This window comes from Bradyrhizobium diversitatis, from assembly GCF_016031635.1.
Taxonomy (GTDB): domain Bacteria; phylum Pseudomonadota; class Alphaproteobacteria; order Rhizobiales; family Xanthobacteraceae; genus Bradyrhizobium; species Bradyrhizobium diversitatis.
Window position 1 is genome coordinate 59,077 of record NZ_JACEGD010000029.1, and the last position, 22,402, is coordinate 81,478.

22 protein-coding genes and 1 tRNA gene are annotated in these 22,402 nt (G+C 64.0%); 19 read left to right on the forward strand and 4 right to left on the reverse strand.

Translation table 11 applies throughout. The annotated features are described in order from the left end of the window. The 14 genes from H1B27_RS28150 (at position 1) to H1B27_RS28215 (ending at position 14,012) form a co-directional block, all read left to right on the forward strand. Complete coding sequence (locus H1B27_RS28150) at positions 1 to 612, forward strand: HAD family hydrolase (RefSeq protein ID WP_246515755.1); 612 nt, start codon at positions 1 to 3, stop codon at positions 610 to 612. After that, positions 609 to 1,646, forward strand: coding sequence for a phosphotransferase (locus tag H1B27_RS28155; RefSeq protein ID WP_197968323.1), 1,038 nt, complete (start codon positions 609 to 611; stop codon positions 1,644 to 1,646). Before H1B27_RS28150 ends, H1B27_RS28155 begins: the two co-directional genes overlap by 4 nt. Next, entirely contained in the window at positions 1,621 to 2,469 is an 849-nt protein-coding gene (locus H1B27_RS28160) for a transketolase (protein WP_082821902.1), read from the forward strand. The genes H1B27_RS28155 and H1B27_RS28160 overlap by 26 nt, the downstream gene beginning before the upstream one ends. Before the next feature lie 10 nt (positions 2,470 to 2,479). Next, positions 2,480 to 3,439: a transketolase family protein gene (locus tag H1B27_RS28165; RefSeq protein WP_061876898.1), complete on the forward strand. Its 960-nt coding sequence runs from the start codon at positions 2,480 to 2,482 to the stop codon at positions 3,437 to 3,439. Between the two features lie 8 nt (positions 3,440 to 3,447). Further along, a complete protein-coding gene (locus H1B27_RS28170) occupies positions 3,448 to 4,554 on the forward strand; it encodes a DegT/DnrJ/EryC1/StrS family aminotransferase (RefSeq protein WP_197968324.1) in 1,107 nt (368 codons plus the stop codon). Next, a complete protein-coding gene (locus H1B27_RS28175; protein WP_197968325.1) occupies positions 4,544 to 5,662 on the forward strand; it encodes a DegT/DnrJ/EryC1/StrS family aminotransferase in 1,119 nt (372 codons plus the stop codon). The genes H1B27_RS28170 and H1B27_RS28175 overlap by 11 nt, the downstream gene beginning before the upstream one ends. Beyond that, positions 5,659 to 6,465, forward strand: coding sequence for a sporadic carbohydrate cluster 2OG-Fe(II) oxygenase (locus tag H1B27_RS28180; protein WP_197968326.1), 807 nt, complete (start codon positions 5,659 to 5,661; stop codon positions 6,463 to 6,465). Before H1B27_RS28175 ends, H1B27_RS28180 begins: the two co-directional genes overlap by 4 nt. Next, complete coding sequence (locus H1B27_RS28185) at positions 6,458 to 6,850, forward strand: LIC12192 family sporadic carbohydrate cluster protein (protein ID WP_061876902.1); 393 nt, start codon at positions 6,458 to 6,460, stop codon at positions 6,848 to 6,850. Before H1B27_RS28180 ends, H1B27_RS28185 begins: the two co-directional genes overlap by 8 nt. A 25-nt stretch (positions 6,851 to 6,875) precedes the next feature. After that, on the forward strand, positions 6,876 to 7,541 hold the full coding sequence (locus tag H1B27_RS28190; RefSeq protein WP_197968327.1) for a class I SAM-dependent methyltransferase: 666 nt from the start codon (positions 6,876 to 6,878) through the stop codon (positions 7,539 to 7,541). Continuing rightward, the gene (locus tag H1B27_RS28195) at positions 7,519 to 8,103 is read left to right on the forward strand and encodes a WbuC family cupin fold metalloprotein (RefSeq protein WP_197968328.1); all 585 of its coding nucleotides are present in this window, start codon (positions 7,519 to 7,521) and stop codon (positions 8,101 to 8,103) included. The genes H1B27_RS28190 and H1B27_RS28195 overlap by 23 nt, the downstream gene beginning before the upstream one ends. Before the next feature lie 37 nt (positions 8,104 to 8,140). Further along, positions 8,141 to 9,868 (forward strand): hypothetical protein, encoded by a 1,728-nt coding sequence (locus H1B27_RS28200; RefSeq protein ID WP_197968329.1) that lies wholly within the window; start codon positions 8,141 to 8,143, stop codon positions 9,866 to 9,868. Positions 9,869 to 10,558: 690 nt separating this feature from the next. After that, positions 10,559 to 11,776 (forward strand): class I SAM-dependent methyltransferase, encoded by a 1,218-nt coding sequence (locus tag H1B27_RS41090; protein WP_197968330.1) that lies wholly within the window; start codon positions 10,559 to 10,561, stop codon positions 11,774 to 11,776. Further along, entirely contained in the window at positions 11,769 to 12,974 is a 1,206-nt protein-coding gene (locus H1B27_RS28210) for a class I SAM-dependent methyltransferase (protein ID WP_197968331.1), read from the forward strand. Before H1B27_RS41090 ends, H1B27_RS28210 begins: the two co-directional genes overlap by 8 nt. Before the next feature lie 3 nt (positions 12,975 to 12,977). After that, complete coding sequence (locus tag H1B27_RS28215; RefSeq protein ID WP_197968332.1) at positions 12,978 to 14,012, forward strand: Gfo/Idh/MocA family protein; 1,035 nt, start codon at positions 12,978 to 12,980, stop codon at positions 14,010 to 14,012. Here the strand turns inward: H1B27_RS28215 and H1B27_RS28220 are convergent. Continuing rightward, entirely contained in the window at positions 14,002 to 15,663 is a 1,662-nt protein-coding gene (locus tag H1B27_RS28220; RefSeq protein ID WP_246515757.1) for a hypothetical protein, read from the reverse strand. The two genes, H1B27_RS28215 and H1B27_RS28220, sit on opposite strands and share 11 nt — an antisense overlap. A gap of 166 nt (positions 15,664 to 15,829) precedes the next feature. Between H1B27_RS28220 and H1B27_RS28225 the strand changes: the two genes are divergently transcribed. The 3 genes from H1B27_RS28225 to H1B27_RS28235 all read left to right on the forward strand — a co-directional run bounded on the left by H1B27_RS28225 (position 15,830) and on the right by H1B27_RS28235 (position 17,755). Continuing rightward, on the forward strand, positions 15,830 to 16,336 hold the full coding sequence (locus H1B27_RS28225; protein ID WP_197968334.1) for a hypothetical protein: 507 nt from the start codon (positions 15,830 to 15,832) through the stop codon (positions 16,334 to 16,336). An 8-nt stretch (positions 16,337 to 16,344) separates the two neighbouring features. Continuing rightward, on the forward strand, positions 16,345 to 16,851 hold the full coding sequence (locus H1B27_RS28230) for a hypothetical protein (RefSeq protein WP_197968335.1): 507 nt from the start codon (positions 16,345 to 16,347) through the stop codon (positions 16,849 to 16,851). 142 nt (positions 16,852 to 16,993) lie between these two features. After that, positions 16,994 to 17,755 carry a glycosyltransferase family 2 protein gene (locus tag H1B27_RS28235; protein ID WP_245524696.1) on the forward strand — a complete coding sequence of 254 codons (762 nt, stop codon included), beginning with the start codon at positions 16,994 to 16,996 and terminating at the stop codon, positions 17,753 to 17,755. A gap of 119 nt (positions 17,756 to 17,874) precedes the next feature. Here H1B27_RS28235 and H1B27_RS28240 read toward each other — a convergent pair. After that, a tRNA-Trp gene (locus tag H1B27_RS28240) sits at positions 17,875 to 17,950 on the reverse strand. A gap of 147 nt (positions 17,951 to 18,097) precedes the next feature. Here H1B27_RS28240 and H1B27_RS28245 point away from each other — a divergent pair. Next, positions 18,098 to 19,333 carry a serine hydrolase domain-containing protein gene (locus H1B27_RS28245; protein WP_197968336.1) on the forward strand — a complete coding sequence of 412 codons (1,236 nt, stop codon included), beginning with the start codon at positions 18,098 to 18,100 and terminating at the stop codon, positions 19,331 to 19,333. 149 nt (positions 19,334 to 19,482) lie between these two features. Here H1B27_RS28245 and H1B27_RS28250 read toward each other — a convergent pair whose 3' ends face one another. Both H1B27_RS28250 and H1B27_RS28255 read right to left on the reverse strand, forming a co-directional pair. Next, positions 19,483 to 20,250: an SDR family NAD(P)-dependent oxidoreductase gene (locus H1B27_RS28250; protein WP_061876915.1), complete on the reverse strand. Its 768-nt coding sequence runs from the start codon at positions 20,248 to 20,250 to the stop codon at positions 19,483 to 19,485. A gap of 140 nt (positions 20,251 to 20,390) precedes the next feature. Further along, the gene (locus tag H1B27_RS28255; RefSeq protein ID WP_197968337.1) at positions 20,391 to 21,089 is read right to left on the reverse strand and encodes a histidine phosphatase family protein; all 699 of its coding nucleotides are present in this window, start codon (positions 21,087 to 21,089) and stop codon (positions 20,391 to 20,393) included. A 133-nt stretch (positions 21,090 to 21,222) separates the two neighbouring features. Here H1B27_RS28255 and H1B27_RS28260 point away from each other — a divergent pair, with 133 nt between their 5' ends. Beyond that, positions 21,223 to 22,008 carry an SDR family NAD(P)-dependent oxidoreductase gene (locus tag H1B27_RS28260; protein WP_197968338.1) on the forward strand — a complete coding sequence of 262 codons (786 nt, stop codon included), beginning with the start codon at positions 21,223 to 21,225 and terminating at the stop codon, positions 22,006 to 22,008. The last annotated feature ends 394 nt before the right edge of the window (positions 22,009 to 22,402 follow it).

The following is a 22,402-nucleotide window of genomic DNA, read 5'->3' on the forward strand; positions in this document are numbered from 1 at the left end:
GTGCGGATCGGCATCGACTTCGACAACACGATCATCTGCTACGACAAGGTCTTTGCCGCCGTCGCGCGGCAGCGTGGGCTAGTGCCGGAGGGCTGGGACGGGCTGAAGACCGAGGTGCGGGATTATCTGCGATCCCGCGAAGGCGGCGAGCTTGCCTGGCAGGGGCTGCAAGGCTTCGTCTATGGCAAGGGAATTGGCGGCGCCGGGATCTATCCTGGAGTCCGCGAGTTCCTAGCAACGTGTCGCACGGCCGGCGCGAGCGTCTATATCGTCAGCCACAAGACGCAGTTCGGCCATCAGGATCCCGACCGCGTCGACTTGCGCGAGGCCGCGCGCGGCTGGTTGAAGGGGGCGGGTCTCATCGACGCCGCCGACGCGGCGCTGGCCGTGGGCAATATCTATTTCGAGGACACGCTGGCGGCCAAGGTCGAGCGGGTTGCGAGCCTGCAGCTCGATATCTTCATTGACGATCTCGTCGATGTGTTCGAGCAGCCGCATTTTCCGAAGACGACACGATCGATCCTGTTCACGCAGTCGCGGCCTCCCCATCCTGCTCATTGCGAGCCGATTGCGACCTGGGCCGACATCCACCGCGGAGTGTTCGCGCGATGAGCGAGCCCGACATGAGCGTCCAGGATGCGGTCTCGATCGGCGGCCGCCTCTCTGGCGCGCGGGTCGCGGCCGCCCAACCGGCGCGGTCCGGTGGCAACAACCGGGTGTTTCGGCTGGAGATGGCGGAGGGGCCGCCCCTTGCCCTCAAGCACTATCCGTCCGACGGGCGTGATCGCCTGGGACAGGAATATGACGCGCTCTCGTTTCTGTCGCGCCACGGCATCACGTCGACGCCGCGGCCGATCGCGAAAGATCCGGCTGCGTTCTGCGCGTTGTATCAATGGTTCGACGGTGATGCGGCAGTTCTGCATCCCCAGGACGATGATGCCGATCAGCTGGCCGATTTCCTGATCGGGCTGCAACAGCTGCGCAGCGCGGACGGCGCACAGAATTTGCGAAGCGCGTCAGCCAGCATCTTTTCGCCCGAGGAAGCCATCGCGCAATACGAGCAGCGCCTGGACGGACTACGGCGCGCATCGCAGGATCATCCGAACCTGCGCGCGTTCATGGACGGCAGCCTGGTTCCCAGCACCGCCGTCGCAATCCGGCAACTCCGTCGCCGTTATGCGGAACTGGGCCTGGATCCCGCAGCGGCCCTTGCGCCCACCCATCGTGCATTGAGCCCGTCGGATTTCGGACTGCACAACGCACTGCGCACCGACGACGGCAAATTGCGCTTCATCGACTTCGAGTATTTCGGCTGGGACGACCCGGTCAAGCTCGTGACCGACACCGCGATCCATCCCGGCAGCGATCTGCCCGCTGCCGGCGCTAACCGATTGATCGAACGGCTCTCGCGCACCTTCGAAGCTGGGGATGACGCGTTTGCGATCCGCCGTGACGTACTGTATCCTGTGTTCGGGGCGATTTGGTGCCTGATTGTCCTGAATGTCTATTTGCCGGAAAGCCGCTCCCGGCGTGCCCTGGCTGCGCAAGGTGGCGATCTGACGGTCCGCCTCGCCGGCCAGCTCGACAAAGCCCGCCGGCTCCATCAAACGATTTGCCAACGTGATCCAGATCTCACCCCACGCTGAAGCCGCCCTCACCTGCACGCTGGACGAGCGCAGCCTTTATTTGCGCCGCCTGGTCCTCGGTTCTGTCCGCTCTGCCGGACGCGGACATGTCGGTCCGGCTCTGTCGTTGATCGAGATGGTCCGCGTGCTCTACGACGACGTGTTGCGGATCGATCCCAAGAACCCGCGCGATCCCGATCGCGACCGCGCGATCCTGAGCAAGGGACACGGTTGTCTGGCGCTCTATGCGCTGCTGGCCGATCGCGGCTTCTTTCCCCTGTCGGAGCTGGACGGCTTCTGCGGGTCCGACAGCATCCTGGGCGGACATCCCGAATACGGCATGGTGCCGGGCGTCGAGGCCTCGACCGGCGCGCTTGGCCACGGCCTGTCGATCGGCGTAGGCCTCGCGCTCGCAGGGCGCATGCGCGAGCGCAGCTACCGGACCTTCGTGCTGCTCGGCGACGGCGAGATCAACGAGGGATCGGTATGGGAAGCCGCGATGGGCGCGGCCAAGCACGGGCTCGACAACCTGGTCGCGATGATCGACTACAACAAGCTCCAGAGCTACGGTCCCACCGACTACGTCCTGCCGCTGGAGCCGCTTGCGGACAAATGGCGCAGCTTCGGCTTTGCCGTGCAGGAGCTCAACGGCCACGACGTCGGCGCGCTGCGCACCGTCCTGAAGCAGGTCCCGGCCGTTCCGGGCAAACCCACCGCCATCATCTGCCATACCGTCAAGGGCAAGGGTCTGCCGCCGGCGGAATCCAACGCCGATTGGCATCACAAGAACAAGCTGACCGACAGCGAGCTCGACGCCATCCGCGTCGCCGTCGGCGATTTTTGATCGGCTCCCCATGCGCAACACAGCGATGAACATGGTCCACAAGCTCGCCGCGCGCGACGAGCGGGTGCTTTACATCGGCTCCGATCCCGGCGCTGGCACCCTGCGCGCGATGAGCAAGGAGTTTCCCAAGCGCCACCTGATCGAGGGCATTTCGGAAGCGCACATCATCGGCATGTCGGCCGGTCTCGCGATGGAGGGCTTCGTGCCCTACGTCAACACCATCGCGACCTTCCTCACCCGCCGCTGCTACGAGCAGGTGGCGGTCGATCTCTGCCTGCACAATCTGCCGGTCCGGCTGATCGCCAATGGCGGCGGGCTCGTCTACGCGCCGCTCGGCCCCACGCACCAGGCGATCGAGGACATCGCCATCATGCGCGCGCTGCCCAACATGACGGTGATCTGCCCGTGCGACGCCGACGAGGCGGCGCGCATGATGGAGCAGACGCTCGACTGGAAGGGTCCGATCTACATCCGGCTCGGCAAGGGCGGCGATGCCGTCGTTTCCAAGGCCGAGCACGGCTTTGAGATCGGCAAGGCCATCCTGATGCGCCCGCAGGGCGACGTCCTCCTGGTGACCACCGGCATCATGCTCCAGCGCGCCCTCGCCGCAGCCGACCTGCTGGCCGCGCAAGGCATTCGCGCCGGCATCCTGCACATGCATACCGTGAAACCGCTCGACACCGCCGCCCTGCTGCAGGCGATCCGCGGCACCAGGCTCTTGGTCACGCTGGAGGAGCACGTGCCTTCCGGGGGCCTCGGCAGTGCGGTCGCGGAGACGCTGATCGACAAGCTCGGTTCGGGCCTGCCGGCGATGCTGCGGCTGTCGCTGCCGGACCGCTTCATGCACAATTACGGCTCGCAGGACTCGCTCCTGAAGAAGCACGGCCTTTCCGCTGGTGCGATTGCGACCTCGATCGAGCATGCGCTCGCCGCCTCGCGCACCTCCTCCCCTCAACTTCATTCCACCTGACGGGTCACATGTACGACGTTCGATATTCCTATCTGCTCGAGCAATTCGCCGACCCCGCTCCGATCCTGGCCGAGATCGGCAGGCTGGTGGCGACCGGTGACTTCACCCTTGGCAAGCCCGTCGCCGAATTCGAAAAGCGCTTTGCCGAGCTGATCGGCGTGCGTCACGCCATCGGCGTCGGATCGGGCACCGACGCGCTCAAGCTGCCGCTCAAGGCGCTCGGCATCGGTCATGGCGACGAGGTCATCACCGCCGCCAACACGTTCATCGCCACGGTCGGCGCGATCGCGGAGACCGGCGCGACGCCCGTGCTGGTCGACTGCGACGATTCCTTCTGCATGAACGTCGACTACGTCGAAGCCGCGATCACTGAGAAAACCAAGGCGATCATGCCGGTCCAGCTGACCGGCGAGGTGACGGACATGGGCAAGCTGATGGCGATCGCCCAGCGCCACAATATCCCCGTGGTCGAGGATGCCTGCCAGGGCATCCTGTCCGAGTTCGCGGGAAAACGCTCGGGCACCCACGGCATCGCCGCCGGCTTCTCGCTGCATCCGCTCAAGAACCTCAACGTCTGGGGCGATGCCGGCGTCGTCGTCACCAATGACGACGGGATGAACGAGCGGCTCCGCCTCATCCGCAACCACGGCATGAAGAACCGCGACGAGATCGCGATCCTCGGCTGCAACTCGCGGCTCGATTCCTTGCAGGCCGTGGTCGGCAACTGGCTGATCGGCCAGACCAGCGAGATCACGCGCCGCAGAATCGAGAATGCGGCCTATTACGACGCGGGCCTCGCCGGCCTGCCCGGCCTGCGCATCCCGCCGCGCCGGCCCAACGTGAAGCACGTCTACCATCTCTACATGGTGTTCGCCGAACGCCGCGACGAGCTCTACAAATACTGCCTGGACAACGGCATCGAGGCGAAGATCCACTATCCGATCCCGCTGTATCAGCAGGAAGGTCTCAAGCATCTCGGCTACGCGCCCGGCACGTTCCCGGTCACCGACCGCCACGCCAAGGAAGTCGTCAGCTTCCCCGTGGACCAGCATCTGACGCGCGCGCAGCAGGACCGCGTCATCGAGACCGTCAGGAAGTTCTGCCATGGACGCTGACACCGGCCGCCGGCGCATCGGCTACGTCAATCTTCCCGCGCAATTCGAGGAAGAACGCGCCGAGATCATGCAGGCGGTCGAGGGCGTCTTCCAGCGCGGCGATTTCATCGGCGGGGCGGCGGTTGCGAAGCTCGAGGAGGAATTGTCCGCCTATCTCGGCTCCTCGCATGTCGTGACGCTGAATTCCGGCACCGACGCGCTGATCCTCGCCATGCGGGCGCTCGACATCGGCCCGGGCGATGAGGTCATCACTCCGCCGAATTCGTTCGTGGCATCGACTGCGGCAATCATCGCAGTCGGCGCCACGCCGGTCTTTGCGGACGTGCTGCCGGACCAGAACATCGATCCCACCGCAGTCGAGGCCGCCGTCACGTCGCGCACCAAGGCGATCATGCCGGTGCATCTGACCGGGCGCATGGCCGACATGACCCCGCTGATGGCGATCGCGGACAAGCACGCGCTCGCCGTGATCGAGGACAGCGCCCAGGCGATCGGCTCGACCTATGACGGCCGGATGAGCGGCACCATCGGCACGTTCGGCTGCTTCTCCGCGCATCCCCTGAAGAATCTCAATGCCGCGGGCGATGCAGGCTTCCTCGTCACCGCCGACGCGGAGCTAGCCGCGCGAATCCGCCGGCTGCGCAACCACGGCCTGATCAACCGGAGCGACGTCCATGAATGGGGTATCGTCTCGCGGCTCGACACGCTTCAGGCCGAGGTGCTGCGCATCCGCCTGCGCCATCTGCCCTCGGTGATCGAACGCCGGCGGCGCAACGCTGCGCAATACCGCGCCGAGCTCGCCGGCCTGCCGCTGTTCAGTCCGCCCTGCCGGAACATCGAGTTCAACACCTTCCACACCTTCGTGGTGCAGACCGAGCGCCGCAACGACTTCCAGAAATATCTTGCCGACAAGGGCATCGAGACCGCGATCCACTATCCTGTCCCGATCCACCTGCAGCCGGCGGCGGCGCATCTGGGTCATGGCCGCGGCGCGTTCCCGGTGACCGAACGGCAGGCGGACCACATCCTCACACTTCCCATCAACCAGTTCCTCTCGGCCGCCGACATCAGCTATATTTGCGCGACCGCCCGGGAGTATTTTGCATGACGGACACGGACTTCCTGCACGCCGACGAGCAGGCGCTGGCGCAACGCTTCATCGACCATGGCTTCGTCACCACCCCGGCCGACGATCGCGCCGGGCTCGACCGGATCCAGCGCCGTGCCGCCGAGCTCGCGGCGGACTATCTGAAGCTGCCGCACAGCAACGATCCCTACGCGATGCTCGACACCATCCACACGCGGGTGAGCGTGGATGATCTCAACGGCCTGCGGCTGCACGTCTTCAACGGCCTCAACGCCGAACCATGGTTCCGGCCGACCTACTTTCGTCTGGCACGCTCGACGATCGAGACCATCGTCGGCAATGAGCTCTGCATGCAGCGCCGCGTCAATCTCAGCATCCAGCTCCCCGGCGACAGCTCGTCGCTGCTGGCCACCCATTCCGACGTCTGGTCGGGCGACTCGCCGTTCGAGGTCGTGGTGTGGGTGCCGCTCGTCGACGTCCGCCGCACCAAATCGATGTACCTGCTGCCGCCGTCCCTGAACGGCGAGATGCAGGACCGGATGGCCAGCCTGCGCAGTGCCGAAGAGCTGTACAAGACCATCAAGCCGCACGCGACCTTCATCGAGATCCCCTACGGTCACGTGATGCTGTTCAACCAGACCCTGATGCACGGCAATCGCGTCAACGAGGAAGCCGGCACGCGCTGGAGCATGAATTGCCGCTTCAAGAGCATCATGTCGCCCTACGCGGACAAGCGCTTCGGCGAGTTCTTCGAGCCGATCCTGCTGCGGCCGGCGACGCGGGTCGGCATGCAGTACAAGCTGCCGGGAGGCTTCCATGGCTGAGCGAGCCGGCCATCGCGGCTATATCGGCGCCCGGCCGCTGAACGGCAGCCGCACCCCGCAGCACGTCCAGAACATCGTGATCCGCGACTACGCGCGGCGGAAGAATCTACATTATCTGCTGAGCGCCGCCGAGCACACCATGCCCGGCAGCTACATGGTGCTCGAGGACATCCTGGACGAGTTGCCGCAGCTGCGTGGGCTGATTCTCTACAGCATTTTCATGCTGCCGCCCGACGAGGCACGGCGGCGGCAGATCTACGACCGCGTGCTGCGCGAGGGCTGCGACCTTCACGCCGCGGTTGAGGAGATCACGCTGGCGTCGCAGAAAGACATCCAGGCCATCGAAGACATCCTGCTCGTCAACAAATTCGCGACCATCCTGTGACGATGCCGCGGACCGGTTGGCCCCCATGACCGAGATCAACCTGCTCCAGCCGATGCACGCATCGACCAAGCGGAACTACGTCCAGCGCGTGGTCGAGCACGACAAGGCGGAATCCGCTACCGTCGCGCGGCAATGGGGGCGCGACTACTGGGATGGTGACCGGCGCTACGGCTACGGCGGCTATCGCTATGACGGCCGGTGGCGCCCGCTGGCCCAGACCCTGATCGATCGCTACGGCATCAAGCCGGGCATGAGCGTGCTCGACGTCGGTTGCGGCAAGGGCTACCTGCTCTACGAGTTCACCCAGCTCGTCCCCGACGTCAGGATCGCCGGCATCGACATCTCCGAGTATGGCATCGCCAACGCCAAGGAGGAGGTGCGGCCGCATTTGAAGGTCGGCAGCGCCGTCGAGCTCCCCTACCCCGACCACAGCTTCGACCTCGTCGTCTCGCTCGGCGTGCTGCACAACCTTCCGCTTGAGGACGTGTTCCGCGCGGTGCCCGAGATCGAACGCGTCGGACGCGGCACCTCGAAATATCTGATGGTCGAATCCTTCCGCAACGAGCGCGAGAAGGCCAATCTGCTTTATTGGCAGCTCACCTGCCTGAGCTTCCACGGTCCGCAAACATGGGCCTGGATCTACGACAAATGCGGGTATCGGGGCGACCATGGGTTCATCTTCTTCGAATGAGGCAGGCCTGCGCCGGCCGACCTCACTGCGCGCGCAAAATCCGGAAGTGTACTATTCGGACGACGAAATCGTCACGGCGGACGACGCCACGATCGCGGAGCTGAAGCGCATCGCGGCCGCCAACCCGCGTCTGCGCAGCCGGCTGTGCACGCATCCGGATCCCTCTTCCGGCCTGCACGAGATGCTGATCGTGCATCATCGCGAGGCCTATGTGCGGCCGCACAAGCACCTTGGCAAACCTGAATCGTTCCACGTGATCGAGGGCACCGCACAGGTCGTGATCTTCGAGGATGACGGCCGCATTCGCGACGTGCTCGAGATGGCGCCCTACGGTCAGGGCAAGCGCTGCTACTATCGCATGCCGGAACAGGTCTTCCACTCGATCCTGATCACCTCGGAATGGCTGGTGTTTCACGAAACCACCGCCGGCCCGTTCGATCCGGCCCGCACGGCATTTCCCGACTGGGCACCCGATGGCGGCGACGCTGCCGAGGTTCAAGCCTACGTGACGAGAACTGGTACGCTCGCTGCGGAGCATTTGGACAGACGAGGCAAAGCTTAGGACCGTGGCCATCCCCGTCGGGCTCGACGATGCTCGCATGAATGTAGATCCAAGAGCTGCCGCTCTCCGGCAAGCAGAGCGGGCGGGCATTGGATACGTCTACGTCGCTCTGGTTCTCGCCTTTGTGACGGCCGTGCCCGCGCTGTTCGCGCGTGAGGTCTTCGGCGACGATTGGACTGTGTACTACATCTACTGGACTCAAGGTGCCGCCGGCGTCGCTCGCGTGCTGTGGGAGTCGGCCCACGCCGGCTTCGCAATCCCGATGACGCTGTTTGTGACGCTTTTGAACGATACTCCCGATGTCTCTGCGCGGCTCGCGGGACTAGCCTGCCATCTGGTCAACGGCGTGTTGCTTCACTCCGTCCTGTCGCGATCATCCTATACCAGACGCATCGCCGGTCTTGTCACGGCTCTGTTCCTGCTCAGCCCGTTCTATGCAATTCGCCTGACACTCAACGCGGTCTACGACTTCTTCCTGCTCTTCTATCTGCTGTCCTACGCGTTCACATATTCGAAGGTTCGGGCACTTCGATGGGCGGCGCCGTTCGCTTTGTTTTTCTCGTTGTCGCTTGAAATCCTGATCGCGCTTGAACCGCTCCGCATCATGCTGACCTGGTCCTCTCGCGAACCGTGGAGGCGTAGGCTCGCGCGCCTTGCCCCATTCTGGCTGGTGACCGCGGCCGTGATCATGCTGCGTCTAACCATCCTGGGAAAGAGCGGTCACTACGCCGGGCAGTACAGTTTTGTGCACGACCTCACCGTTATAGGCAACGCGCTGCACGAGCACCTCGCGGCTTTTCCCAAGGGTCTGTCCTACGCCGCCTCTCAAGGGATCGCACTGCTGGGTGATTTCGTCTGGACGCTGCTGACGTTGGCTGCCATGGCGGGCTTCGCTCTCCTCTCTTCCAGAGCGTTCTGGACACCTTGGGTGCTCGAGGGTCACGGCTCAATCAGACGTGTGCTGGCGCTGCTCTTGTCCGGAACTGCGATTGCCATCCTTGGCGCTATGCCCTTCGCCCTGACCGGGACCTATGGCGACGTCACCAGGGGAGAATCGAGGCTGCTCTTCGCCTCGCAACTCGGCATACTGATATTGGCGGCGACCGTCATACAGATCATGCCGACATCGCGTCTGCGTGCAGCGATCGCGGGCGGCCTGATCGCGGTCTTCACAGTGGCCATGGCGCAGGATTCGAAATGGCTGCTGTATGATGGTCTGATCAACGCAGACCTACAGCGGCAAGTTCGGGCGGCTTTGCTTGCTGATCCCGAACCAAAGGTCGTGAAGCTCCAGATAGAGAACAGCACCATCATCTCATTTCGGTCCCGGTGTCTCGGCGCCAGTGACATGAACGTTGCACAGATGATGTTGCGCGACGAAAATCGCGAGCGATCATATGTCTATACAGATTATTGCGGAGATTTTCAGAACCGTGACCTCGTCCCGAGTGGCAACTGCACAGTTTCCTATCTCGAATTTTTTCGCTGCCCGCCACGGCGAGAGATCTGGCGCTATCGCGCTGCGCCGGGAATTCCGCTGCCCAACGACATCCGATTCGTCGAACTAATGAAGGCCGTCCTCGAGGATGCGCCTTCGGCCACGCAAGGGCGTGGCGAGCTCATGCAACTGAAAGACGATCTGCCAACTCCCCTGGCAAGAGGAGAATACCGACCACCTTGCCGCCGGCCTGGAGTACGCGGATCCGCCTGGCTGCTGGCTCTACCCACGCCCGCCTGCGAAGATTCCGCTTCAGGAGCTCGATAGGCGCACTGCGGTGGTTATACTATGGCACCACCTGACGGTCGCAGCAGCGTCTGTCTCGAGATCAACCAGTTGGATCGAGCCATCCCACTCATTTTCGCAAGAGCTGCTGCCGCGGCCCACAATCACCACGCCCCGGTCGATCGCATTCAGCCGATGCGACGTGCCGGAGGAACCTGGCTGATGACGGATGGAACGGCCTGACGATGCTTCTTGGCAAGACGTTCCGCTGGTGACTATGGCTGCCGCTCTCCCGCTTTCCATCGGAGGATGGGGCATCGTGAGGAGCGATGGTCGGTGTTCTCGGTTTCGCCGGTATCGCATGCGGCGAGGCGCCCGCGACTTCGATTTTGCTTGGGCCTCCGCAATCCCATCGGGGGCTGTCTGGCTGCTCGCACTGGCGCGTATGGCTTACAGGGCCGAACGGGATGCTGCTGCGTCGGTCCATTGATGGTAGTTGCACGAATCCGAACAAGGCGCGCTACACGGAACAGCAGAGTTGAGCGGGATACGCCGGATGCGTTGCTCAAACGCGGCCGTGTTGCGACGCCGCGCTGTTCTGACCGCCGGTGGTGCCGGGACAAGGCAACTTAGGAATTGTGGCGCAGGCTGTGCCACTATATAGGCTTCAACTACGTTGAGTTTCACCCCGGGGCTGTTGTCCCCGTATCATTCCTGCAATGAGCCAAAGCCGTGACCGACCATTGCCGCCTTTGCCATTCGACCAACCTGCGACCGGTCATCGACCTCGGCCTGATGCCGATTGCGCATCGGCTTCGGCACAGCCGAAACGAGCAGGACGAACGATTCCCGTTCGAGGTGCTCGCCTGCGGCGAATGCGGCCTGCCGCAGATCGTCAAGCCGATCGATCCAGACATCCTGTATCGCCAGTTCAACTACAATTTCAGCAGCTGGAAGCCGGAGCCGCACCAGGTCGACGAGCTCGACACCATCGCGAAATTGTCGAAGCACCAGTCCGTGTTCGAGATCGGATGCAACGACGGCCTGTTCATGGACAAGCTGCGCGAACGCGGCGCGAAGGTCCTCGTGGGCGTGGAGCCCAACCCCGTGTCGGGCAAGATTGCCCGCGAACGCGGCATCAAGGTCTATTCCGACATGATCAGCCCGGCCCTGTGTGACGACGCAGTCGCCCATGCCGGCAAGTTCGATCTCGTGGTCTCGCGTCAGGTGCTGGAGCACATCGTCGACTTCGAGAACTTCTTCGACTGCGTGAAGATCGCGCTGCGCGACGACGGGCTGCTGTTCATCGACGTGCCTGATTTCGCGCCCGGGTCGACGGCAGGCGATCTTTCCGTCCTCTGGGAGGAGCACGTCAGCTATTTCACCGAACCGACCCTGCTCGCCTTGTTGGCGCGCCACGGCTTCGAGGCAGTGTCCGTGAAGAAGTACAATTTCAGCGGCGGCAGCCTCGCGATCGCAGCCCGCCGTGCCGCGGGCGACGTGACGCCCCCGCCCGCACCGTCGGGAGTCGGCGAGGCATTCGGTCAGCGCGCAAGGGAATATGGCGCTCGTCTTCGTCCGATCCTCGCCAAGGCCCGCGCCAATGGTGCCGAGATCGCCATCTACGGCGCCGGCTGCCGCGCCTGCACCTTCACCAACGCCCACGAGCTGGCGGATCTCGTCGACCTCTCGGTCGACGACCAGAAGGAGCGCCAAGGCTTGTTCCTGCCCGGCACCGGCATTCCGATCCGCTCGCCGGAGGATCTCGCCGGCAAGTCGGATCCGCTCGTCTGTCTTCTCGCCGTGAACCAAGAGAACGAAGCCAAGGTCAGTAGCCGGCTGCGCGAGAACGTGAAGCGGCCGCTGCACATCGTTTCGATCTTTGCGCCCTCCGACATCTGGAGCGAGCTCGATCGTCTCGAGGCGGCCGCAGGGTCGCGGCATGGCTGAGGACAAGCTCTTCAACTACTACGAACGTCAGGACGTTCTGCCGACGTTCGGAAATTTCAAGTCGTCCGCCGAGCTCGAAGCCTACGCCGGCCAGCGGCGCGAACTGTTCTCGGACAAGCTGGTGCTGCCGCCGCGGCTGTTCCGCAATGCCGAGGTGCTCGAATTCGGTCCTGATTCCGGCGAGAACGCTCTGGTGTTTGCGAGCTGGGGCGCGAACATGACGCTCGCCGAGCCGAACCGGCATGCACACCCGAAGATCCATGCCTATTTCGATCATTTCGGCCTGACCGAACATCTCCGCGAGCTCGCACTGGCCGATGTCGAGGGATTCCGCAGCGACCGCGGGTTCGACATCATAGATGCCGAAGGATTCATCTACACGGTGCAGCCGACCGAAAATTGGCTCGGCGTTTTCCACCGGCTGCTCAACCCCGACGGTTACGCCGTCGTGTCCTATTACGAGCGCCATGGCGGATTCTTCGAGCTCGCGCTCAAGGCGATCCATGCGGCCGGCAAGGCATTGACCGGCCGTCCTGCGCTCGAGACGGCGAGGATGCTGTTCGATGCGAAATGGAGCAGCATTCCGCACACCCGCAGCTTCGAATCCTGGCTGATGGACGTTCTCGAGAATCCCTTCGTCCGGTACCGGTATTTTCTCGATGCGGCAGCCCTCTGCACGGCGGCGCATGAGCAAGGCTTCGACATCCATTCGGCATGGCCAGCCTATCGCGACAGCTTGGACGTCTACTGGCACAAGAAGGTTCTGCCCGACGACGAGAAGCTGCGGCGCGCGGCGCGCCATCTCGACCGCAGCCGCCTGAGCTTCCTTGGCGGACGAAAGCTCTATCTGGTCGGCAACGCCGATGCAGTGGAGGCGATCTCGGCATCGATCAAGACGCTGGTTCTCGACGTCGATGCGATGATCGACGATCCCTTCGCCGAGAGCCTGCCGCGCGTGGTCGCGAGCCTCGCGTCCCTGCGCGAGACGATCCGGACGACGGACATTCTCGCCGACGATGCTGCCGACATCGAAGCCATCACGGCAACGCTCGACAGTTTCCATCGCATCTTTGGCGCGATCTTGCGACGGGAGGCGTCCGCGGTCACTGCCCTCACCCAGACGGATCCGGCGTTCATCAACACCTGGGGACAGCCGGCGCACTTCCTCGTCATCCGAAAGCGCTCCAAGGAATCATAGCCAGTGAAGCCAGGCATTGGCATCATCGGGACGGGCATGGTCGGCCAGATGTGCCACCTCGCCAATTTCGCTGCCAATCCCGCCTGCCGCGTCGTCGCGATCGCCGATCTCCGGCCGGATCTTGCTGCCGCCGCGGCGCAGAAGTTCGGCATCTCGCGGGTCTACGGCACGCACCGGGAATTGCTTGCGGACAGCGAGGTGTCCGCCGTGGTCGTCGTGACGAAGCGGCGCGCGACCGGGCCGATCGTCCTGGACGCGTTGAACAGCGGCCGCCACGTGCTGTCGGAAAAGCCGATGGCCTACACGACGGTTCAAGCCGAGACACTGGTCGAAGCCGCGCGGCGACAGGACCTCATCTACAGCATCGGTTACATGAAGCGACACGATGCCGGCGTGGCACGCGCGCTGGCCGAGCTGGCGCGCATCCGCGCAGACCAGTCACTCGGACGCATCGTCGCCGCGCGAGGCTGGTGCTTCGGCGGCGACACGGGCCGCGCGCAGGACAATTTCGTGATGACCGGCGAAGCACGGCCGGACGGGCTCGAACTCTGGGAGGATGGTCCCGACTGGATGCCGCGCGCGGTGCGCCCCGGCTACGACAATTTTCTGAATGTCTTCAGCCATATCATCAATCTGGCGCGCTACCTGCTCGGATCCTCGCCGACGGTCACCGACAGCTCCGTCGAGACCTCGGGAGCCGCGCGCGTCACGCTCGACTTCGACGGCATCGCTTGTGCGCTGGATCTCGTGAACGGGTCCGAGGGAGCCTGGCGGGAGGGACTGACGATCGATTTCGAGCGCGGCGCCCTGACCATCGAATTGCCCGCGCCCTTCGCCGAAGAGGACGCACGGGTCATCGTCGATCATCAAGACGAGTCCACGCAGCTCATACATGCAACCAGCTGGGCATTTCGGCGCCAGGCCGTTGCCTTTGTCTCCGACATTATCGAACGACGGATGCCCCTCGCGTCTGGCCAAGACTCGGTGACCGACATCGCGCTTGCAGAAGCGATCTGGAAGCGGCGAGCTAGCGGCTAGGCGAGACATCCTCGCTGGCGCCGTTGAGCGGCAAGATTCCAGCGATCGGGCCGACCGTGATCTTGACCTGCGCGAGTTGAGCCAGAAACTCTGCAACGTCACAGCGCGCCAACAACCGACACGCGTAGTACTTTCGCACCAATGCCCGGTCCAACGCAGCTCCAGAGCCCGCGTTCAACGAGATCGTCGCCTGCGGTCCCGACGGATCGAAATGACGGAAAGCAGTTCCCGGAGCAGCCCGCTTCCACTCCATCTCCTGGAGGATGTCGGGCCGCTCGGCACGCAAGGCAAACCCGAAGAAGGGCTGATTGCCCCAGGCGAGCCGGAGCATACCGGTGACTTCGGCCAGGCCGAACGGCACGTCCCGTGACCGATAGTCGAAGAATTGGTCGTCGAGCGCGTAGACCGTCGCCGCGGGCTGGATCCGGTCGGCGAGGCTGCGCGTCAGAGCCTCCTGCTTCAGCGTTCTCGCCTGCATGAAGACGTAGTCATTCCACAGCATTCCGATCCACAGGATCGAGCCCAATCCGAACAACATCGCAACGGCGGCGGTGGGGCCGATCCAACGTTCGGTCTGACGCTTGAACGCGAGAAGCGCCAGCCCCGCCGGCACGCCAAACAGCAGCAGGTGACGGCTTTCGTAAAAATGCTGGGACGAGGGTCGCAGGCCGGCAATCAGATAGGGCGAGGACAGCGCGAGGAACAAAACAACGGCGAGGATGAGCGGCAAGGCGGTCGCCCGTCTGAGTGCAGTTGCCTCCGTGCCGGGACGAAGTAGCAACAATGCGACGCCGACGAGCACCGCAGCCAGGATGAAGGGCGCCGGGACCTGGATCGCCGCCCCGATCGCGTGGGCCACGACGTCCCTGTAGCCGGCGTCGAAGAACGCCTTCCATCCGTTCGCCAGCTCCCCGAGCGTCGGCAAATGGGCATCATAATGCTGCGCGTACAAACCGATGCGCTTGAACCAGATACCAAGCGCGCCCGCATAGACAAGAGGAAGCGCGATCAATTCCGGATAGCCCAAAGTGCAGCGCCAGGCTGCGAGCCATGCACGACGAATGAAGCCATGCGCAACGGCTCCGCTCCGCCATGTTGCAACGAACAGTCCAAGCATGACACAGGCATAGAGCACGACCGTCGAGTTGAGCGCGAAGCTGAGCACGAATAGGCATGCACAGGCCACGCGAAGCAACACACGCCGCCAGCCCTGCGCGCTGAAGGCAAGCGTCAGCAGCCATGCGCCGACGAACAGGAGTCCGAAGCTGAAGACATAGACCGCGTTCGCCTTGCCGGCCCACAGTTGATAGCCGGGATAGGTCCAGACGATCAGGGCGAAGCCGACCGCCTCGGCGCGGTCGAGCAGATCGAGCCGTGTCGCCGTCAGCATCAGGCACACCGCGCCGAAGACGATTCCGGCGAGCGCCAGCGATACCATCACGACGACCGGGGCGCCCGTCCAGTTCGCGAACGTGTCGTAGCTGAAGAAGATCGGATGACCGGCGCCATTCAGCAGGAAATCGATGTCGACGAAATAGTCCGGACGCGGCTTGAGCACCAGCCAGTCGTCCATGAAGAGGCCGTCATTCAGGAGCATCGGCGCATGTGCAACCAGCAACACGACGATCAGAATGGCTATCGCGCGCAGCAACGGGGGCAAGCTCGGACGGGAAAAGGAGGACATCGCCAGCCAGGATTCGCACGCCCACGTGGCGACCGCAAGTCCGGGCCGCCGGGCTCTCTTGACCGGAAAAATGCGACCTCCTATAGACTTTCGCTCTGGCTGGGCCTGAGAGGCGTCCGGGGCGATTTACGCAATGAACATGATACCGGGCCCGGCGCAGGCCGCTGCGATTGGTCTCAGCATCGCCTTTCCACTGCTGTTGCTGTTTTACGCGCGCATCGCCGCCACCGGCGGATCCGGCCGCCGCTTCCGGCTGGCCTGCGTCAGCGTCGTCGTGTTTTTCGTGATCGCCTGTATCGCGCTTCCAGGTCAACGCCACGTCGACGACGTGCTTGGTGGTCTGCTCCTGTTGGCGACGGCGATGATGTTTTGCTACATCCTGTTCAGCCTGCTGGCCTGGGGCTTTACGGTCACGCTGCTCACGGCGCTGGTGAAGTCGGGACGTCCCCTCACTTTGGACCAATGGGCTGCGGCCTACATGCAGGGCGGCGACCTCGGCACCTTCGCGCACAACCGTCTGAAACTCCTGATCAGCTCGGGGCTGGTGGTGACGGCGGACGGCCGGCTGGCCCCGACGGCCAAGGGGGTCGCGGTCGCACATCTGGTCAAACTCGTTCGCCTGTCGACGGGTCTTCGGTGAGCGGCACAATGTCCTTCGCTGTCGGACTTGCCGCCGTCGTCGTCTTCGCCCTGCTGGCGCCTGCCTTGCAGCTCATGGCCCGCGCTCGCGCATGGGCGCTCGGACCCGTGATCCTGCTCGCCATCGCCGCAGTCGTCTCGCATGGTCTCGGCGTGATGCTCGGAATTTTCGCCATCCCGCAATTTCAGTATTGGAACGCCGCGTCGATTTTCGGATTTTGCGTCATAGCTTACGTTTTCGCCTTTGGCGCAGTGTATAAATCGGTTTCTCTGGACATCCTGCGCGGCCTCGTCGACCGGCCCGACCGGAGGGCCCCGGTTTTGGAGATCGCTGAAAGGCAGGTTCCAGATCTGTTCCGGGGACGAATTGGGAACCTGGTCGATGGCAGCTTGGTCGAACCGGTCGATTCGCACTTCAGGGCGACCGCCCAGGGCCGGAACATGGCAGGTCGCATCGGACGGCTGCGGCGCGCCTTCGGCGTTGGCGATACCGGGCTCTACGATTTTTCCGACTAGTTGCATGAAACACACAGATCCCGGGTTTCGTGTCCGGTTGTGTGGACGACGTCCGGCAGCCACATTGTTCGCCCGGTTCAGATGACCTAGACTTGCGTGGGGGCCATCGGGACCGTGTGGCCCCGCCAACGGGCGGCATATGATGACACCTTCCAGAGCGGCAAAAAGGCTTACGATCGTCATCCCTGCACTGAACGAGCAGGACAAGATCGCCGACACCATCGGCGGTGTGCTGCCGCTCGCACGCGAACTGCTCGACGATTTCGAGATCTTCCTGATCGACGACGGCAGCACCGATGCCACCGGCACGATCATGGACGAGTTCGCCGCCGGCGAGCCGCGCATCATCGTGCAGCATAACCCCGAACGGCGGGGTGTCGGCGCCGGCTTCGAATTCGCCCTGTCGCGCGCGAAGTTCGATGCCATCACGCTCATTCCCGGCGATCACGCCTTTCAAAACGAAGGGATCGCCCGGATGTTCAAGGCGGCGGGCGCCGCCGACATCGTCATCACCTATCGCGACAACCAGTCGGACCGCTCGATCAACCGCTCGATCCAGTCGCATTCCCTGCGGTTCATCCTGAACTGCCTGTTCCGCTTCTGGCTGTCCGACTACCACAGCATGATCGTCTACCCCGTGAAATGGCTGCGCCAGATCGCGGTCAAGGCCGACGGCTACGGCTATCAGATCTGCGCATTGATCTCGCTGCTCCAGCTCGGGCTCACCCACGTCCAGGTCCCCGTGAGCCTGAATGCCGAGCTGAAGGGCTCGTCCCGCGCGCTGCGGCTGCGCACCTATTTCGAGCTCGTCGGGACCATCGTCTCGCTGCTGCGTCGCGTTCCCATCCGGAATGTCGATCTCAGTCAGATTCCCCTCGACGCGGAACGCGCCCCCGCACGTTAAGCGATGCCTCGCAGGCCTCGGCGCCGGACTGCGGACATTTGGGCCGGCTTTTGGCTGTTCGTACGTGGGACGCCGTATCCCTATCCCGCCAGCATCTAATCTAAGTGACTGATTTTGCTTGGCAGGAGTGGCAGGGCTCGAACCTGCGACCCCCGGTTTTGGAGACCGGTGCTCTACCAATTGAGCTACACTCCTACGAACCCGCGTCACCGCGGATCAGGGGCGCTTTCAAGCACAAGGGACGGCCGGTTTGCAAGGGTGAACCGCGCCGGCTTCGCTTGTTTGTGCCGGGGTTTCTGGGCCACAGTCCGTTGGCGATAACAAAAACAACCGGGAGTGCCCATGACCGCGACAGCGACCGCCACAGCCGCCCCACAGGCCACGACCGCGCTCCAGACCCCGCCTGTGCCGGACGCACGTCCCGAGACGCTCGGGCTGTCGCGTCCCCGTCTCCAGGCCATGTCGGACGCGTTCAAGCGCGAGATCGACAAGGGAACCGTTCCCGGCGTCACCGTGCTGGTGGCGAGGGGCGGCCAGATCGGCTGGTTCGAGGCACTCGGCAAGCAGAGCCCGGCAGGCGCGGCGCCGATGGCGCGCGATTCCATCTTCCGCATCTTCTCGATGACCAAGCCGATCGTCTCGGTCGGCATCATGGCGCTGGTCGAGGATGGCCTGCTCCTGCTCAGCGACGCCGTCGCAAAATTCATCCCGGAATTTGCGAGCCAGCAGGTCGGCGTCGTCAAGGACGGCAAGTTGGAGTTGGTGCCCCCGACGCGGCCCATGACCGTGCAGGACCTGCTCCGCCACACCTCCGGCCTCACCTACGAGCACCAAGGCGACGGCCCCGTGCACAAGCTCTACCAGGAGTCCCGCGTCCGCAGCCGCAAGATCAGCAACGCCGAGCATGCCGCGCTGGTGGCGGGCTTTCCGCTGGTCTGCCAGCCCGGCGCCGAGTTCAACTACAGCCGCTCCACCGACATCCTCGGCCGCATCATCGAGGTCGTCAGCGGCAGGACGCTCGGCGCGTTCCTCACCGAGCGCGTGCTCGCGCCGCTTCAGATGGCCGAGACCGGCTTCTCGACCAGCGAGGCCAATGCCGGCCGGCTCGCCGAGCCGTTCGCGGCCGATCCCTGGACCGGCGACAAGGTCGCGCTGTTCAACATGCTGGAGCAGCCGGTGATGGAGTCCGGCGGCGGCGGCCTGGTCTCGACCACGATGGACTATGCCCGCTTCTGCCTGATGCTGCGCAATGGCGGCACCCTCGACGGCAACAGGATCATCGGCCGCAAAACGCTGGAGCTGATGGCCTCCGATCACCTCGGGCCAGGCGTCGCGATCAACGGCACCCTGCTCTCGCCCGGCCACGGCTTCGGGCTCGGCTTCGCCGTGCGCAAGGAGGCCGGCATCGCGCCGTTCCCCGGCAGCGTCGGCCAGTATTTCTGGAGCGGCATTGCCGGCACGTTCTTCTGGATCGATCCGAAGGAGGATCTGTTCGCGGTGTTCATGAGCCAGGGCCCGGGCCAGCGCGACTACACACGGACCTTGGTACGGGATCTGGTTTACGCTGCGGTGGATTGAAGTCTCGCTCGTGCCCCGGACGCGACGCAGCGCGTAGCGGTGCGGCGCAGAGCCGGGGCCCATGCCTCTGCAATCTAGCCCTTGGCTTTCTGGGTCCCGGCTCTGCGGAGCGGCACTGCGTGCCGCACCGCGTCCGGGACACGAAACCATCAACTGATCGTCGCGCCGCCGTCGATCACCATGGTCTGGCCGGTCATGAAGTCGCCGGCCTTCGAGCCCAGGAACACCGCCGCGCCGGCGATCTCGTCGGGGATGCCGATACGCAGCAGCGGCGAGCGCGAGGTCGAGGCCTTCAGGTTCTCCGGATTGTCCCACAGCGCCTTGGCGAAATCGGTCTTGATCAGGCCGGGCGCGATGCAGTTCACGCGGATGTTGTGCGGGCCGTATTCACAGGCGAGGTTGCGCGCGAGCTGCATGTCGGCGGCCTTGGAAATCGCGTAGGCACCAAGGATGGTCGAGCCCTTGAGGCCACCGATCGAGGAGACGATGATGATGGAGCCGTCCTTGCGCTCGATCATCTGCGGCACGACCATCGAGATCAGCCAGTTGTTGGCGACGATGTTGTTGTCGAGAATCTTCCTGAACTGATCGTCGGAGATGCCGGCGAGCGGGCCGTAATACGGGTTCGAGGCGGCGTTGCAGACCAGCACGTCGATCTTGCCGAAGGCGCGGTTGCTCTCGTCGACGAGGTTTTGCAGGTTTTCTTTCGACGAGATGTTGGCAGCGATCGCGACCGCGGTGCCCTTGCCGTATTTATCGTTGATGCCCTTTGCCACCTGTTCGCAGACATCGGCCTTGCGCGAGGAGATCACAACCTTGGCGCCGTGCTCGGCCATGCGCTCGGCGATCGCAAGCCCGATGCCGCGCGTCGATCCCGTGATGACGGCGACTTTTCCCTTCATGTCGAACAAGGTCATGTGTCTCTCCCTGATTGATCTTGAATATTCAACGTCATCCCGGGGCGATGCTAAGCATCGAACCCGGGATCTCGAGATTCCCCGGTGCGCAATTGCGCACCCTGTGGTCTGGTCCTTCGGACCATCCCGGAATGACTTCCTCAGGCGAGCTTCTTGACTTCCGGCCCCGCCGGCTGATGCATCGCCGCGTGCGCAGCATCCGCGATCCACGGCTGCTGGTTCACCATCGGCAGCCGCCAGACCTTGCGCTCTGGACTCGCAAAATAGTCCAGTCGCGTCACCGAGCAATTGTCGATATCGAACGACAGCCCACGTTCCGGCTGGCCGTCGAGCGCGAACCCCAGCGCCGCCTTGATGGTGCCGCCATGCGCGACTGCGATGATGTCCTGTCCTGCCGCCTCGTTGGTGATCCGCTCGATGGTGCGGCGCGTGCGGTTGTAGAGGTCCATGAAGCTCTCGCCGCCGGGCGCGGGCTCGTTGATGTCGGCGAACCAGCTGGCGCCGACGGGGCGGCTCGCGATGAACTGGGCCCGGTTCATGCCCTGCCAGCGGCCGAGGTTCTGCTCGGCGAGGTCCGCTTCCCACTTCATCGACGCGGGCCTTGGGAAGCCCGCGGCCCAGATCGCCTCGGCGGTCTGGTGGGTGCGCATCAGGTTGCTCGAATACCAGACCGCCGTGCGTGGCAGCACCTTGGCAACAGCATTGAACACATAGGTATCGCTGGTATCGCAGGCGATGTCGGACTGTCCGTAGATGTTGCCGCCGTCATTGCGCACCGGCGCGTGACGGACCCACCACCATCGCGTGACGACCACATTTGGCTTGTCTGCACCTGCCATCGAAACCCTTCCATCCCGTTTGATGTCGCTGTACGTCAGTAACGAACGTGTCTCAAGACACTTTACCGTTTGAAAACTTGTTTGAAATTCCGTCGCGCGGCAAGCGTCGCGCGCCAGCAAAAGGGAGAAACGCATGGGCCGCCTGCAAGGCAAATCCGTCATCATCACCGGCGCGGGCAGCGGCATCGGTCGCGCGGCTGCGCTGCTGTTCACCAGGGAAGGCGCCAAGCTGATCGCAGTCGATCGCACCGAGGCCGTGAAGGAGACCGTCGACGAGGTGAAGAAGGCCGGCGGCATCGCGGAAGCCATGATCGCGGATGCCGGCTCCGAAAAGGACGTCATCGCCGTGATCGACAAGGCGGTGAAGGCGCATGGCCGGCTCGACGTGATCTGGGCCAATGCCGGCGTCTCCGGCGGGCTCGTTCCGATTCCCGAGCAGACCGTGGAGCACTGGCAGGAGATCTTGCGCATCAACCTGATCGGGCCGTTCCTCGCGGTGAAGCATGCGATGCCGCACATGATCAAGCAGCAGTCCGGCGCGATCGTGCTGACCGCCTCCGTCGCGGGCCTCAAGGCCGGCGCCAGCGGCCATCCTTATGCGGCGAGCAAGGCCGGCGTGATCAGCCTGGTGCAGACCACGGCCTATTCGCTCACCGGCACCGGCGTGCGCATCAACGCGGTCTGCCCGGGCCTGATCGAAACCGGCATGACCAAGCCGATCTTCGACCGCGCCAAGGAGCGCGGCACCCAGGACAAGATCGGCCAGCTCAATCCGCTCAAGCGCCCCGGCCAGCCGCACGAGCTCGCGGCGATGGGACTGTTCCTGGCGAGCGACGAAGCGTCCTACGTCAACGGCCAGGCGTTCCCGGTGGACGGCGGCCTCACGGCGTCGATGCCGTATACGGGCAAGCCGGTTTAGCGGTCTCATGTCCCGGACGCGGTGCGGCACACAGTGACGCGCCGCAGAGCCGGGACCTAGCAAGCCGCAGCACTCGCTGCAACATGGGCCCCGGCTCTGCAGCGCACCGCTGAAGGAGCGCTGCGCTGCGTCCGGGGCACAAGAGCGGAGTGTTCGCGCGCAACTGCATCAACGCCGTCATTGCGAGCGCAGCGAAGCAATCCAGAATCCCTCCGCGGAAAGACTCTGGATTGCTTCGCTGCGCTCGCAATGACGGAGCGTGGGGCGGCGGACATCGCTCTTTCGATTCGCATCTCACCTGCAGACACATCTTCTCGTTCTCGCGGCTGATCTCGCCCGAGCTTTGCCTGGTCGCTTCACCCTCAAATGAAAGAGGGCGCAGGGAAGGCCGGGA

Excerpts from the sequence above, each read along its gene's own strand:
- H1B27_RS28155 (WP_197968323.1), top strand. The coding sequence starts at position 609 with ATGAGCGAGCCCGACATGAGCGTCCAGGATGCGGTCTCGATCGGCGGC.
- H1B27_RS28165 (WP_061876898.1), top strand. The coding sequence starts at position 2,480 with ATGCGCAACACAGCGATGAACATGGTCCACAAGCTCGCCGCGCGCGAC.
- H1B27_RS28170 (WP_197968324.1), top strand. The coding sequence starts at position 3,448 with ATGTACGACGTTCGATATTCCTATCTGCTCGAGCAATTCGCCGACCCC.
- H1B27_RS28175 (WP_197968325.1), top strand. The coding sequence starts at position 4,544 with ATGGACGCTGACACCGGCCGCCGGCGCATCGGCTACGTCAATCTTCCC.
- H1B27_RS28180 (WP_197968326.1), top strand. The coding sequence starts at position 5,659 with ATGACGGACACGGACTTCCTGCACGCCGACGAGCAGGCGCTGGCGCAA.
- H1B27_RS28185 (WP_061876902.1), top strand. The coding sequence starts at position 6,458 with ATGGCTGAGCGAGCCGGCCATCGCGGCTATATCGGCGCCCGGCCGCTG.
- H1B27_RS28190 (WP_197968327.1), top strand. The coding sequence starts at position 6,876 with ATGACCGAGATCAACCTGCTCCAGCCGATGCACGCATCGACCAAGCGG.
- H1B27_RS28195 (WP_197968328.1), top strand. The coding sequence starts at position 7,519 with ATGGGTTCATCTTCTTCGAATGAGGCAGGCCTGCGCCGGCCGACCTCA.
- H1B27_RS28200 (WP_197968329.1), top strand. The coding sequence starts at position 8,141 with ATGAATGTAGATCCAAGAGCTGCCGCTCTCCGGCAAGCAGAGCGGGCG.
- H1B27_RS28210 (WP_197968331.1), top strand. The coding sequence starts at position 11,769 with ATGGCTGAGGACAAGCTCTTCAACTACTACGAACGTCAGGACGTTCTG.
- H1B27_RS28225 (WP_197968334.1), top strand. The coding sequence starts at position 15,830 with ATGAACATGATACCGGGCCCGGCGCAGGCCGCTGCGATTGGTCTCAGC.
- H1B27_RS28230 (WP_197968335.1), top strand. The coding sequence starts at position 16,345 with ATGTCCTTCGCTGTCGGACTTGCCGCCGTCGTCGTCTTCGCCCTGCTG.
- H1B27_RS28235 (WP_245524696.1), top strand. The coding sequence starts at position 16,994 with ATGACACCTTCCAGAGCGGCAAAAAGGCTTACGATCGTCATCCCTGCA.
- H1B27_RS28245 (WP_197968336.1), top strand. The coding sequence starts at position 18,098 with ATGACCGCGACAGCGACCGCCACAGCCGCCCCACAGGCCACGACCGCG.
- H1B27_RS28250 (WP_061876915.1), bottom strand. The coding sequence starts at position 20,250 with ATGACCTTGTTCGACATGAAGGGAAAAGTCGCCGTCATCACGGGATCG.
- H1B27_RS28255 (WP_197968337.1), bottom strand. The coding sequence starts at position 21,089 with ATGGCAGGTGCAGACAAGCCAAATGTGGTCGTCACGCGATGGTGGTGG.
- H1B27_RS28260 (WP_197968338.1), top strand. The coding sequence starts at position 21,223 with ATGGGCCGCCTGCAAGGCAAATCCGTCATCATCACCGGCGCGGGCAGC.